Origin of the sequence: Flagellimonas alvinocaridis (assembly GCF_965248585.1) — a bacterium.
In the GTDB taxonomy this organism is placed as follows: Bacteria; Bacteroidota; Bacteroidia; order Flavobacteriales; family Flavobacteriaceae; genus Flagellimonas; species Flagellimonas alvinocaridis.
In genome coordinates this window covers 299,156-312,650 of sequence record NZ_OZ252111.1, presented here as the reverse complement: position 1 = coordinate 312,650, position 13,495 = coordinate 299,156, and the positions used below count along the sequence as shown (strand labels likewise).

Sequence of the window (13,495 nt, the reverse complement as noted above, 5' to 3'; positions counted from 1 at the left end):
GTCTAATTATCATTTAGTACAATCTGTTTTAGCCCACACCCAATCCTCTGCATACGGTGCTAGGTTTTTAATTGGAAAGGGGGCAGTCTTACTATAGTCCCCTCCAATTGCTCTCATTGCAGCTCTAATATTTTTATCCCACTCTAATCCTAATGAATATCCACTAACTTTTGGGTTTTCCTGAAACCATGCTTTCGTCTTGAGGTTAGCTAAATGTAGAGCATTTGCTGTATAATTAGCTGCATTGCCATTTGTCCAAGTTTTTGGCATAGAAAAGTACGCTTCCGTTATGTTTAAATCAAATCTATGATAATAAGGCGACCCGTCACTATAGAAACCAGCTGCAACAAAAATATTTTGAATATTTGATACTCCAGCCGCTTTTACTAACAATCCATTAGCATATTCAAAACTTTGGCAACTTGGAATAAGAAGTACATCTTCCTCCTCCTCTTCATTAACCGGTAATAAAACCTCACCTTCTGGGCAATCATCGTCCTTTCCTGTCAGGAGTCTCCCCAATTTCTCGGCATCGCCCCCACTCGGCTCAAAAGAATCGCAAAAACAGCCTTCCCCTACTTCAACATCTGGGGTTGCGCCGCCTCCCGTACTACCTCCAGAACTCACCCCTATAGGGCCGGTGCCTCCCGTATATGAGGTTCCTCCGGTTCCAGATGAACTTCCTGGACCTCCCCCACTACCTGAAGATGTACCTGAACTTCCATCACCATCACCATCCATGCTGAACTCTCCACAGGGGTCGGGCAGGGTATGATATTCACCTGTTGATGCCAGTGATATATACGAGAAATCCCTGAAGCTATAATAATTTATGGTCCTTTCGTAACCACCACCTCGCTTGATGCCTTGGGAACGGTCGATAAAGTAATCAGGCTCCATTATATATTCCAATATGGCCACGGGAATATCCTCTCCATCGGAACGTTCCGTAGCGATCAAATTGTAGAAGGCATTTTCACGACCGTTCTTGAGATATAGCTTTAGGGCATAGGTCTTGTTGCCCACAGAATCGGTCACTCCAAGAATTCTACTTGTATCTAGAAAATAACCTTCTTCATTTACTTTATTTCCCAATGTAGCTTTGTTGGCCTTTGTTATTGAGGTAATCCTATCAATAACCTGTGGTATGTCATCAGCACTCAATACATCCACTATATTCCCTTTGAGTGTTTCAGGTTGTTTTTGCTCTTGGGCGGTCTCCAAGACCAATACCTCTTCCGTTTCGCAGGAGAATAGGAATAGTAAAAGAAAAAAGGATAGCAAAATGCCTTTGAAAGAGTACTTTCTCATGGTTAAGTGTTTAAAATGGTTAAAACGATATATAGTTATGGGGATTGACAAAATAAAGATTTGATCTCAGAATCAGTTGCAGGAAAACCTTAAAAAATATATGGTTTTTCCATTGTCAACTCATTTGACAATTTAATATGATGAAGATTGCGTGAAGTAATCAATACGGCCACTTTATTGGAAAAGCTAGCGGATTAGTTCTTATTTTTAAGGCCAAACCCTTTTTTACTGCCGTATGTTACGTACAGGATTTCTCGTATTATTATGTCTTGCTTTGAACTCTACGCCTTGCTTGGCCCAAGAAAAACCCCTAAAAGTTGGTGTTGCCGGACTCACCCACACTCATGTACATTGGATTTTGGGCCGTGAGGATTTGGGAGATATTGAACTTGTGGGCATTGCCGAACCCAATCGGGAACTCGCCCAACGCTATGCGGACCAACATGGCTTTTCCATGGATTTGGTCTATAACTCCCTGGAAGAAATGATTGCGGCTACCCAACCAGAGGCCGTGACCGCATTTGGGACCATTTTTGACCATCTGAGTGTGGTAGAGACCTGTGCGCCCAAAGGCATCCATGTGATGGTGGAAAAACCCTTGGCCGTAAGCTTGGAACATGCCCAAAAAATGAAAGCCTTGGCCCAAAAGCACAATATACATCTGCTTACCAATTACGAGACCACTTGGTACCCCACCAACCATAGGGCCAAAGAACTTTTGGAAGAGGGAAAAATCGGCGATCTGCGAAAAGTAATCGTACGCGATGGCCACCGCGGCCCCGTAAAAATAGGCGTCAACAAAGAGTTTTTGGATTGGTTGCAGGACCCCATCCTGAATGGTGGAGGTGCCATCACGGATTTTGGTTGTTATGGAGCCAATCTTATGACGTGGCTCAAAAAAGGAGCAAAGCCCAATACGGTTACGGCCGTGACCCAACAGTTTCAGCCGGGGAACAACCCCAAGGTGGACGATGATGCCACCATCATCCTTACGTATGATGACTGCCAAGCCATTTTGGAGCCTTCGTGGAACTGGCCCATTGGCCGAAAAGACATGGAACTCTACGGCCTTACTGGAGCCATTTATGCCGATAACCGAAATGACCTCCGCATTCGTATGGCCGAGGGTTACGATGGCTACCAAGAGGAGCCATTTACTTTGGAGGAACGTCCTTCCCCTTACAACGACCCCTTTTCTATGCTTGCTGCTGTGGTGAGGGGCAAGATAAGCTTGCAGCCCTCCGATCTTACGGCATTGGAGAACAACATGGTGGTCATGGAAATCTTGGATGCCGCCCGCCAAAGTGCCAAAAAGGGAAAAACCATTCATTTAAAGCACTAACCCATTTTTAATGATACTGAAACATCTCCTTTTCATTGTAAGTTGCGCCGTCATCCAGATGGGTAACGCCCAAAAAAAGGTGGCCATTACCATAGATGATGTCCCCAACACCCGCCTTTACCAAAAGGATGGATATTCCTCTAAACTGATGACCCGTTTGGATTCCCTTGAAATTCCCATAGCCATTTTTATCAACGAGGGGCTCCTATACAGAACAGATTCCATCACCAAAAACTTTGAACTTTTGCGGCAATGGGCGCAACGGGACTACATCACCTTGGGCAACCACTCGTTCAGCCATCCAAGGTATTCCGAAATGGGCATCGAAGCCTTTGCGGACGAAATTGTAAAAGGAGAGGCCATAACCCGTGAGCTGGCCAAAAAGAACAACAAATCGTTGGATTACTTTCGGTTTCCCTTTAACGATATTGGACAAGATTCCCTTCAACATGTGCAGGTAAGGCAGTATTTAAAGGATAAGGGCTATGTGCTTACCCCACATACCGTGGAAAGTTCGGATTGGATGTTCAGCAGTGTATACGAGCATTATCTGGACCAAAAGAATTTTGCCAAGGCAAAGGAGATTGGCGAAGCCTACCTGGCCACCACACTGGCCTATTTTGATTTTTTTGAACGGATGGCCCAAACGAAGTACCAACGTCCCATACAGCAAATTTACCTCTGCCACGACAACCCGTTGAACGCGGACTACCTTCCCAAACTGGTGGCAGCCCTAAAGAAAAGGGGATATACCATGGTTGGTCTTGGCGAGGCCCTTCAAGATACCGTGTATGCCCAAAAGGACGAATATTATAAAAAATGGGGTGTTTCGTGGCTGTACCGTTGGATGCCTTCCCAAGAAGAACGGGTCCCTTGGATGAAACAGGAACCCTCTACCACACAGATACAGGAATTGTTTGAGGCTATTCGGAAAGAGCAGAGTAGTAATTAGTAAACACAATACCTTATTAAATAAAAATGGATACAATTGAATTTAAAAAACAATGGAATCCCGATGATTTTGATAGATGGACTGAATTTAATCCTGAACAGTTTCAGAAAGCTCCACTAACAAAATTGACAACCGAGTTTCTAGCTGGTGGATTTCCCTATTCGGCTGCACCATTTCTAGATTTTGGTTTAGAGCGTTATGACGGTGCGCTATATAACATAGCAGAATATTATTCTGGGATGGATGTCGTCAAAGGAGCAGAAAACTATTGGATTTTTGGTTCGGATAGTTCTGGAAATCCGATCTGTATGGACTGTTCCGCAAATGATAAAATAGTCTTGCTAGATCATGAGCTAGGTTTTGAACCTATTCAGGACATAAATAAAAATGTAATTGAACTAGCTTTATGCCTATTGGAATTCAAGAGGTTTGTTGCCCAAATACAACTAGAATTTGGGGAAGACGGGTTTATGGACTCCAAATTCACAAAAAATCATCTTGAGGAACTTAAAAACAAACTTCAATCCATAAATCCAAACATTTTTATCGAATCGGACTTTTGGAAGAGTGAAATTGAAAACCTGTTTTCAGAAATCGAATAAAAACCGTCTAGGCATTTATTAAAGCTAACTAAAAACATCTAACAAATGACAACCAAGGACTTTTTCAGGCTCATCATAAAAGCATTTGGAACATATTGTTTTATCAACGCACTTTTTACATTGATTCCCAACCTATCCTATTCCGGTGGGTTTTTCTCCTTTCACTTTGCAATGAACTTCGTTTATTTCATTGTAACCGGAGTCATTGTTTATATCCTCTTGTTCCAAACAGACCGAACAATAAATCTCTTTCGCCTAACCAAGGGTTTTGACCATGAAAAAATTGAAACCAAGGATTTAAACGCAAAAAGTCTTTTCAAATTTGCTGTAATCCTGATCGGGCTTCTTTTGATCACCAATAATTTGGCCCAATTTTTAGACTATTGCTATTTGGCCTTCAAAAAACAGGTTTCTGCATATGGTTTGGGAGAGATTGAAGGTGCCATGTTGGACCAACATTTGGATTACAACTGGTGGGCCATCTCTGGATTGAATATCCTGATAGGAATCCTAATGTTGTTGAACTATGAATGGATTGCAAAACTATTCACTCCAAAAGCCAAATTGGATAAGGGTTGATTTCTCCCCTCCAAACAAAACAACATCACTATAATCACATTTATTCAACAGCAAAAACTTCGGACAGCCTTGCCATAAGTCGTGCTTAACTGCTATATTTAAGCGAGATAGATGATGCCCCTCCTCTATTTTACTCAAAAAAGCGCCTTCATGAACACAGCAGAGCATCGTATGGGAACACCGTTTGTAAGCTGGCTTGTTTTGCTGCCCAAAAAAATAGCCAAGGCCCTTTACGTAATCAAACTGCAACTTGCCGGAATCTATTTTACCCTCTTTTTAAAGACCTACAAAAAGGATGGCATAACGCTCCACGTACCCTTTCATTTAACGGATTTGAAATTCCGGGGCAGGTTTCCCTTGAATCTTTATGAGGTGGAAGAGACCAAACACCTAAAAAAACATTTGTCCCCCCATGCCAAAGTTTTGGAATTGGGTTCCTGCCTAGGGTACACTTCGTGCATGATCAACTCAATATTGCTAAACAAAAACGCCCATGTTGCCTTGGAGGCAAATCCGAACCTTATCCAATGGATCAAAAAAAACAAGCAAACCAACCATTGCGGTTTTTCTCTGGAAAATGCCATTGTTTCCCATGACAAGGAAAACACCTTCTATATCCATAAACTGATTGTTGGCGGTAGCACGGTAAGGAAAACACCCAAAAAAGTTAGCGTTAGGGGATGGACCATAGATGAATTGAAGGAAAGATACAAGTTGGACTTTGATACGTTGATCATGGATATTGAAGGAGGCGAACTGAATCTTTTTAAGGATTTTAAGGAGAGCCTATCCAGCTTTAAAACTATTTTTTTGGAGGTTCATCCGTTTGCCGGAATCTTGACAGAACAGGAAGCCAAAGAATGTGAGGACCTCTTAAGTGAGCTCAATTTTAAACTGGTGGTTAGGGATGGGCACTTTCAAATTTGGGAAAAATGACCTCCCGCGACCATGGCAAAGGCTTGCCACACTAGCCAGGAACTTTGCGCATTACCCGTTCAACTCCCTTTAATGCGGTGACTACGTTCTGTAGCTCTATTTGTTCAAACGAATCCTTTTCCAGATAAAACAACATTTCCACGGCCAGGTCCAGATAGTGGGCCAAGATCGCCGGGCTGCCGTAGGTGTCCGTGATCCATGCATTGAGCTGGGCCATTTGTATTTGGTTCATGAAAACAAGATAATCTCTATATTTCGAATATATTACTACGAATTAGTAGCTTTTGACATGACCCTTGAAAAATTTTTCAGTGAGGGTTTTGATTAAAATGCACTTTCAATCTGCAAAGCATGACACGCACTGAATCTCTGGCAAATCGGTTACAGGAAGTTCTTTTAAACGGACGTTGGATTGCCAACACCAACTACAAACATCAACTGGAGGATATTACTTGGGAGCAGGCCATAAAAAAGGTGGGGTCACTGAACACTGTTGCAGCCCTTACCTATCATGTAAACTATTATTTGGCTGGAATCTTGAACGTGTTCCGTGGTGGGGAGTTGGAAATCCGTGACCGATACAGCTTTGATTTGCCCCCAATTTGTTCAAAAGAAGATTGGGACAATCTGGTAGATGAGTTTTTGACGAACTCCGAAGCATTTGTTCTTGAAGTCTCCAAACTACCGGACCACAAACTGGACATGCCTTTTGTTGACGAAAAATATGGTACCTACCTCCGAAATTTAGAAGGGGTTATTGAACATTGCTATTACCATCTTGGTCAGATTTCCTTCCTTAAGAAGTTGATTTTTGCCTAACTTAGTATCTTACAATCAAAAAATTACGCTCAACATGAAACCTGCTCTATTCGCCTTCTTCTTGTGTTTTTCAGTAGCATTGTCTGCCCAGACCAAGACGTTTAAACTATCCCATTATGTGCTTCCTGAGTTTGCTCCGGGCACCGTGCTCATGAAGAACGGGGAACAGAACAAAGCATTGCTCAATTACAATTCGCTTTCGGAAGAGATGGTCTTTCAAGACGGTGAGGGCAAAAAAGCCATTGTTGATGCCCAGTTGGAAAGAATAGACACCGTTTACATCAAGAACCGCAAGTTTTTTAGAATGGACGGCACATTTTATGAATTGTTGCACAAATCTTCCGTAGAACTTTATGCGGAATACCAATGTACTGTCCAAAACCCCGGCAAGCCTACGGCATTTGGACAGACTTCCCAGACCTCATCCAATGAATCCTACACTTGGCTGGAGTTGGGAGGTAGGGTCTATGACTTGGAATTACCCTCAGACTATAAGATCAAGACCCACATTACCTATTGGTTAAAAAAGGACGGGAAACTGGAAAAGGCCAAAAACCTGAACCAGCTGAAAAAATTGTACAGCGCCAAAAAAGATGAAACCAAAACATACTTAAAGAAGCATGATCTGGAGTTCGACAACCCTGAGCAAGTGGCCCAAATGGTACAGTTTCTGGAAAGTGCACCCTAATGCGGACTTTACAATTTCTTGGGAACACTGAAAATGGCTGGGTAAATATGTATCTTGGTCAACACACACATCTCTTATGAGGAACCTTGCCTTATTTTTTTTAACCCTGTTGATTTTTTCCTGTGACAAAAAGGCACAGAAGGAAGTCAGCTCCGTAAATCCAATAAATTGGAACAACCGTACTGTGGTACTATCTCCAAAAGATTCTTTGGCAAACGGTAGTAGTTATCTTTCGGTCTACTCGCAGATTTACAGCGAAACGGAACACCGAACCCATAACCTTACGGGAACCATCAGCATGCGTAACACCAACTTGAAGGATTCCATTTTCATCCGAAAAGCAGAGTATTTTGATACCCATGGAAATTCCATAAGGACTTATTTTGATAAGCCCATTTTTATAAAACCCATGGAGACCGTGGAAATCGTTATAGACGAGAAGGACCAATCCGGGGGTACCGGCGCCAACTTTTTATTCCACTGGAGCATAAAACCCACATCCCATGAACCCTATTTTGAGGGCGTAATGATTTCTACATCTGGGCAACAGGGCCTTTCCTTTACCACCAAAGGTATCCGGGTTGAATAAAGATTACTGGATTTTCTGCAACCAATAGCGCATATCAACTTCTTTGGAAATGATGTCTTTCACTTCGGAAAGTTTTACCCGCTTCTGTTCCATAGTGTCCCTATGGCGAATGGTCACGGTTTCGTCTTCCAAAGTTTGATGGTCCACAGTGACACAGAACGGTGTCCCCGCAGCATCCTGGCGACGGTAACGACGACCTACGGCATCTTTTTCATCATAGTCCACGTTGAAGTCCCACTTTAGGTCATCGACCAATTTTTGGGCTACCTCGGGTAGTCCATCCCGTTTGAGCAATGGCAAAACAGCCACTTTATTGGGAGCCAATACCGCTGGAATCTTCAAAACGGTTCTGGTAGAGCCATTTTCAAGCTCTTCCTCCTGCAGTGAGTTGGAGAATACGGCCAAGAACATACGGTCCAAGCCGATAGAGGTTTCCAGCACATAGGGCACATAACTCTTGTTCTCTTCCGGGTCGAAATATTGTAGTTTCTTTCCTGAATATTTTTCGTGGTTGCCCAAATCAAAATCGGTTCTGGAGTGGATTCCTTCCAACTCCTTGAACCCGAATGGGAACTTGAATTCGATATCAGCAGCCGCATCGGCATAGTGGGCCAATTTTTCATGGTCATGGAAACGGTAGTTATCGGCTCCCATTCCCAAGGAAAGGTGCCACTTCATTCGTTTTTCTTTCCAAGCCTCGTACCATTCCTTTTGGGTTCCCGGCTTAATGAAGTATTGCATTTCCATCTGTTCAAACTCCCGCATACGGAAAATGAACTGGCGGGCCACGATCTCGTTACGGAAGGCTTTACCCGTTTGGGCAATCCCAAACGGAATCTTCATCCTCCCCGTTTTCTGAACGTTCAAGAAATTGACAAAAATCCCTTGTGCGGTTTCGGGACGAAGGTATAGGTCCATGGCACTATCGGCGGAAGCACCCAACTTAGTCCCGAACATGAGGTTAAACTGCTTAACATCTGTCCAGTTTTTAGATCCTGATAATGGACAAGCAATTTCCAATTCCTCAATAAGAGCCTTGACATCGGCCAAATCCTCGTTTTCCAAGGATTTTGCCATTCGTTTTAGGATTTCATCGGCCTTGGCCTGATAATCCACTACACGTTGGTTGGTGGACAAGAACTGCTCCTTGTCAAAACTATCCCCAAAACGTTTGGCGGCTTTGGTGACTTCCTTGTCTATTTTGGCTTCTATCTTGGCGACATGATCTTCGATCAAAACATCGGCCCGATATCTTTTTTTGGAATCCTTGTTATCGATCAACGGGTCGTTAAAGGCATCCACGTGGCCGGAAGCCTTCCATGTGGTAGGATGCATAAATATGGCGGCATCTATGCCCACAATGTTCTCATTGAGCTGCACCATGGCTTTCCACCAATATTCGCGAATGTTTTTCTTCAACTCTGCTCCGTTCTGTCCATAATCATAAACAGCACTGAGTCCGTCATATATCTCACTGGATTGAAATACATAGCCGTATTCCTTTGCGTGGGAGATAACCTTCTTAAAAATGTCTTCCTGATTTGCCATTGGGCAAAAATAGAATTTTACCCAAAAAGAAGTGTGTTATTTCAACTGAAATTCTGTGGAAGCGAGCAATCTTTCATCCTCAAAAACATTCAGGGTGTAAATTCCTTCGGCCAAGGAGCCTTCGGGTACGGTAATGGCATCACAAATACTGATTTCCTTGCCCGTATAAACAATCTCCACTTTTTTGCTGTAGATGTTACCACTGACCGATATGGTATTGGCATTGTCTTCTATCACGGCCATATTGGGATCCAAAAACTGTAGGTATACCACTTTTACATCGCCACGTTCGTTGGGGTCGCTCAAAATGGTAACACATCCCCGTAATTTTTCAATAGTGGAGGCCTTGTTGGTCTTTATGGGTCTTCCGGCTCGCAATCGGAACCCACTACCCTCGGCATCCTGCAATTTTAAATAGCTTTTAATACGCAATTCCCTGGTAAGCTCCCTGTTGGTTTCCCTGAGAAGCGATTCTGTTTGCTCCATGGAGCTGGCCCTTCCCCTTAAATCTTCCAACTGCTTTCGGGTTTCTTCGTATCTACTGGCCAAAAGGCTGTTGTTATACCTAAGAAAGTTGTTTTTTAGTTTAAGGCTGTCAAACCTGACTTCCAATTTACGAAGCTCTTTTCGGGTTTCCTTGAGTTTGGTAATGCTGAAATTCAACCTTCCCACAGAATCCAAGAGTTGCTGCACCCTGAACCTTGAAGTTTGAAGTTCAATATCGTTCACTTCGTTAAGTCCCGAAAGTCTGTCCACTTCGGCCTTCATCAGAGTAAGGTCCTTCACCAAAAGTGATTTTTCCTGCTCCAAGAACGACATTTGGTTCCTAGATTGGGCGTAACTATAGTAGAAAGCAATAAGAATACCTACAATGACCGCAACTAGCGCAGCAAAGATGATCTTGTAGTTGAAATTATTATCTTGGGGGTTCATGGGTTGACAGACTACTCTAACGCGTAATAAGATTTGATACCAAAAAGGTTGGCTAAGATAATAAACGAGATTAACAACATACTATTGCCAAGGGTATGTTTTGGATGTAATGCCCAATTATTCAGAGGAGAAAGCATTTTGTGTGCCGTTTGTCGACATGAGATGCCACTCACCGATCATAACTTCTTGGAAGAAAACACGGTGGACCGTATTTTTTATGGTCGAATTGCCATAAAAAAGTCAGCCTCCTTCGTTTTTTTCTCCAAAAACGGAATTGTAAAAAATCTTTTACACTCCTTAAAATACAAAAATCAAGAGGAAATAGGAGGTTTTTTTGGTGATTGGTATGGTGTCCAATTAAGAAAAGAAATGGGTCTAGGTAAAATTGATGTTGTTATCCCAGTTCCTCTCCATCCCAAGAAACTAAAAAAAAGAGGTTATAACCAAGTGGCACTCTTTGCACAAAAAATTGCCGAGGCCGTTGGTGCCGAATATAGGGATGATGTACTTCTTAAAACCTTAAACACAAAAACCCAGACGAAGAAAGATAGACAGTTGCGCTGGGAAAACTCCAAAGAGGCTTTTGAAATAAATCCTTTGGTCAAAATGGGCTTGGGTCACGTATTACTCGTTGATGATGTGATAACCACAGGTGCCACCATAGAATCATGTGCCAAAGTACTACTAAAAACAAAGCCCAATGATATTTCCGTACTAAGTATAGCAGTGGTCCCTTAGGGTTAAATTTTATTAATGCCTACCGTCAATTTTTAAATTAGTTGTTTCTTTGTCCCACATGGTTTTTTGCATGGTATACGTAAGAAAATTGTTGGGTTTGTTATTTTTTGTCCTCATGGGCCTCGCATTATGGCAATGTGCCAGAAGGGGCACACCTACAGGCGGACCCAAAGATGTTGCCCCACCAAAGCTCGTACGCATGGAACCAGAAAATTTTACCATTAATTTCAAAGCCGAAAAATTTCGACTTTATTTTGATGAACTTATAAAGCTTGAGGATGTGCAAAACCAGCTTGTGGTTTCCCCTCCTTTAAAAAACGCCCCAGAAATTACCCCGCAAGGCGGTCCCCGTAAATACATTGAGGTCATCATAAAGGACACCTTACGTGAAAATACCACGTACACCTTCAATTTTGGGCAGAGCATTGTAGATAATAATGAAGGAAACCCCAACAGTTTTCTTACCTATGTGTTCTCTACCGGGACCTATATAGATTCTTTAACACTCTCTGGGGCCGTAAAGGACGCTTTCAACAAAAAAGCGGATCAGTTCATCAGCGTTATGCTTTACGAAATGGACAGCACCTATACAGATTCCACCATTTACAGAAATCCCCCCAATTATATTGCCAGTACCGGGGATAGCCTGCCTCTTTTTCAATTGAATAACCTTAGGGCAGGGAAATATGCCCTCGTCGCCCTAAAAGATGTAAATAAAAACCATCTATTTAACCAAAAACAGGACAAAATTGGGTTTTTGGAAGATACCATAACCATCCCAACAGATTCCACCTACTTGCTTAACTTGTTCTTGGAGGAACCTGACTATAGCGTTTCCGTGCCCAGTTATGTGGCCAAAAACCGCATTATTTTTGGCTATCAAGGAGATGGGGAGGATATCCAAATCGAAACGTTGACCCAATTGCCAGATTCAGTACAAACCAAAATACTGAAAGATCGTGAAAAGGATACCTTAAACTATTGGATTACCCCAACCGATATAGATTCCATCATTTTTACCATTGCCAATACCAAACTGGAGTTGATAGACACCTTTTCCGTAAAAACCAGAAAATTGGCCTTGGATTCCCTTACTCTATCTTCTGGTGTTAGGGGGAAATTTAATTTTGAAGATACGTTCAGCTTACTGGCAAACACGCCCATTGTTGCCGTGGATACCTCAAAAATTGGGCTGGTGGTAAGCGATTCCCTGTTGGCTCCCTACAGTTATGTTTTGGATACTGTGGAGAACAAAATCGATTTTGATTTTGACATTGAACCCAACCAACGATACCGTTTTTCTCTACTTCCCGGGGCAGTTTCTGATTTCTTTGGAATACAGAACGATTCTCTGGACTATGTCATTTCAACCAGTGGCTATGCTGATTATGGCAACCTTAGGATGACTCTTGGAGGCGCTGTTAAATACCCGCTGATACTGCAATTAACCAATGAGAAGGGTGAACTGCAACGTGAAATTATTGCTCCTGAATCCAAAATATTTGAGTTCAGCAACCTAGAGCCTGGCAATTATGTGGTTCGTGTTATTTTTGATGACAATGGGAACGGGAAATGGGACACCGGCAGTTATCTTAAGAAACTCCAACCCGAACGTATCAGCTATTACCCCGATGTGATTGAGGTTAGGGCCAATTGGGAATTGGAGCAGAATTTTATTATTTCAGAGTAAAGTCATCCCTGTCCGCTAAAAATTTAAGCTTTTCCCTTGTGGATTGTATATGCGCTTTATCCAAAGTAGTATAAATGATTTCCTCTTTTTCTGAATATGCAATAGGGTTTCCCAACGTATCATAAACCGCAGAATGTCCTGGGTATTCGTGCCCGAGATTATCATGTCCAATCCTGTTCACCCCAATAGTGTAGGCCATATTCTCTATGGCTCTGGCTTTTAGCAGTGTGTCCCATGCTTCAATTCGAGGTTTCGGCCAATTGGCCACATAGATCAAAACATCATAATTTTCGGCATTACGGGCCCATACCGGAAACCGAAGATCGTAGCAAATTAATGGGCATATTCTAAAACCTCGAAAATCGATAAGTATTTTTTCTACACCTGAGGTATAGACCTTATCCTCTCCCGCAAGGGTAAAAGTGTGTCTTTTATCATAGGTTGAAAGACCTCCATCAGGTTGGACAAACCACAACCGATTGAAAAACTTGTCGTCTTCTTGAAATACCATACTGCCCACTATTGCCGCATCCTTCTTTTTTGCCTGACTTTGCATCCACTCCACTGTTTTGATGCCTTCCGAAGCATCCAAATGCTTTGGATTCATGGTAAATCCAGAAGTAAACATCTCTGGCAGCACAATTACATCCACCTCGTTGGAAATGGTATTGATTTTTTCCTCGAGCATAGTTCGGTTCTCTTGTGGTGCCTCCCAATACAAATGGGATTGGATCAATGCAATGTTAAGATGTTGTGGCATTAGGTCTG

Annotated in this window: 15 protein-coding genes; 10 read left to right on the top strand and 5 right to left on the bottom strand. The window is 42.5% G+C overall.

Annotated features, from left to right (window positions below; all coding sequences use genetic code 11):
- Window positions 1-9: 9 nt before the first annotated feature.
- Window positions 10-1,311 carry a hypothetical protein gene (locus ACP14V_RS01400; protein ID WP_272609283.1) on the bottom strand — a complete coding sequence of 434 codons (1,302 nt, stop codon included), beginning with the start codon at window positions 1,309-1,311 and terminating at the stop codon, window positions 10-12.
- Between the two features lie 292 nt (window positions 1,312-1,603).
- On the opposite strand from ACP14V_RS01400, the gene ACP14V_RS01395 reads away from it, so the two are divergent.
- From ACP14V_RS01395 to ACP14V_RS01375, 5 genes are all read left to right on the top strand, one after another.
- Entirely contained in the window at window positions 1,604-2,653 is a 1,050-nt protein-coding gene (locus ACP14V_RS01395) for a Gfo/Idh/MocA family protein (protein ID WP_272609282.1), read from the top strand.
- Window positions 2,654-2,663: 10 nt separating this feature from the next.
- Window positions 2,664-3,605: a polysaccharide deacetylase family protein gene (locus ACP14V_RS01390; protein ID WP_272609281.1), complete on the top strand. Its 942-nt coding sequence runs from the start codon at window positions 2,664-2,666 to the stop codon at window positions 3,603-3,605.
- A 26-nt stretch (window positions 3,606-3,631) separates the two neighbouring features.
- Window positions 3,632-4,207: a hypothetical protein gene (locus ACP14V_RS01385; RefSeq protein ID WP_272609280.1), complete on the top strand. Its 576-nt coding sequence runs from the start codon at window positions 3,632-3,634 to the stop codon at window positions 4,205-4,207.
- Between the two features lie 45 nt (window positions 4,208-4,252).
- On the top strand, window positions 4,253-4,786 hold the full coding sequence (locus ACP14V_RS01380; protein ID WP_272609279.1) for a hypothetical protein: 534 nt from the start codon (window positions 4,253-4,255) through the stop codon (window positions 4,784-4,786).
- Window positions 4,787-4,936: 150 nt separating this feature from the next.
- The gene (locus ACP14V_RS01375; RefSeq protein ID WP_272609278.1) at window positions 4,937-5,722 is read left to right on the top strand and encodes an FkbM family methyltransferase; all 786 of its coding nucleotides are present in this window, start codon (window positions 4,937-4,939) and stop codon (window positions 5,720-5,722) included.
- 31 nt (window positions 5,723-5,753) lie between these two features.
- Here ACP14V_RS01375 and ACP14V_RS01370 read toward each other — a convergent pair whose 3' ends face one another.
- On the bottom strand, window positions 5,754-5,954 hold the full coding sequence (locus ACP14V_RS01370; RefSeq protein WP_272609277.1) for a hypothetical protein: 201 nt from the start codon (window positions 5,952-5,954) through the stop codon (window positions 5,754-5,756).
- A gap of 119 nt (window positions 5,955-6,073) precedes the next feature.
- Here ACP14V_RS01370 and ACP14V_RS01365 point away from each other — a divergent pair, with 119 nt between their 5' ends.
- From ACP14V_RS01365 to ACP14V_RS01355, 3 genes are all read left to right on the top strand, one after another.
- Window positions 6,074-6,541 carry a DinB family protein gene (locus ACP14V_RS01365; RefSeq protein ID WP_272609276.1) on the top strand — a complete coding sequence of 156 codons (468 nt, stop codon included), beginning with the start codon at window positions 6,074-6,076 and terminating at the stop codon, window positions 6,539-6,541.
- A gap of 34 nt (window positions 6,542-6,575) precedes the next feature.
- Window positions 6,576-7,229 (top strand): hypothetical protein, encoded by a 654-nt coding sequence (locus tag ACP14V_RS01360; protein ID WP_272609275.1) that lies wholly within the window; start codon window positions 6,576-6,578, stop codon window positions 7,227-7,229.
- 76 nt (window positions 7,230-7,305) lie between these two features.
- Window positions 7,306-7,818 (top strand): DUF3124 domain-containing protein, encoded by a 513-nt coding sequence (locus ACP14V_RS01355; protein ID WP_136565270.1) that lies wholly within the window; start codon window positions 7,306-7,308, stop codon window positions 7,816-7,818.
- A 3-nt stretch (window positions 7,819-7,821) separates the two neighbouring features.
- Here the strand turns inward: ACP14V_RS01355 and ACP14V_RS01350 are convergent, their stop codons facing one another.
- Window positions 7,822-9,366 carry a glycine--tRNA ligase gene (locus ACP14V_RS01350; protein ID WP_424987699.1) on the bottom strand — a complete coding sequence of 515 codons (1,545 nt, stop codon included), beginning with the start codon at window positions 9,364-9,366 and terminating at the stop codon, window positions 7,822-7,824.
- A 36-nt stretch (window positions 9,367-9,402) separates the two neighbouring features.
- Window positions 9,403-10,299 (bottom strand): hypothetical protein, encoded by an 897-nt coding sequence (locus ACP14V_RS01345; protein ID WP_136565268.1) that lies wholly within the window; start codon window positions 10,297-10,299, stop codon window positions 9,403-9,405.
- Between the two features lie 162 nt (window positions 10,300-10,461).
- Here ACP14V_RS01345 and ACP14V_RS01340 point away from each other — a divergent pair, with 162 nt between their 5' ends.
- Together ACP14V_RS01340 and ACP14V_RS01335 are read left to right on the top strand one after the other, a co-directional pair.
- Complete coding sequence (locus ACP14V_RS01340; protein WP_272609273.1) at window positions 10,462-11,037, top strand: ComF family protein; 576 nt, start codon at window positions 10,462-10,464, stop codon at window positions 11,035-11,037.
- Window positions 11,038-11,095: 58 nt separating this feature from the next.
- Window positions 11,096-12,727, top strand: a complete 1,632-nt coding sequence (locus tag ACP14V_RS01335; RefSeq protein WP_313791638.1) for an Ig-like domain-containing protein — start codon at window positions 11,096-11,098, stop codon at window positions 12,725-12,727.
- On the opposite strand, the gene ACP14V_RS01330 is transcribed toward ACP14V_RS01335, so the two are convergent.
- The gene (locus ACP14V_RS01330) at window positions 12,714-13,487 is read right to left on the bottom strand and encodes an amidohydrolase (protein WP_272609271.1); all 774 of its coding nucleotides are present in this window, start codon (window positions 13,485-13,487) and stop codon (window positions 12,714-12,716) included. The two genes, ACP14V_RS01335 and ACP14V_RS01330, sit on opposite strands and share 14 nt — an antisense overlap.
- Between the last annotated feature and the right edge of the window lie 8 nt (window positions 13,488-13,495).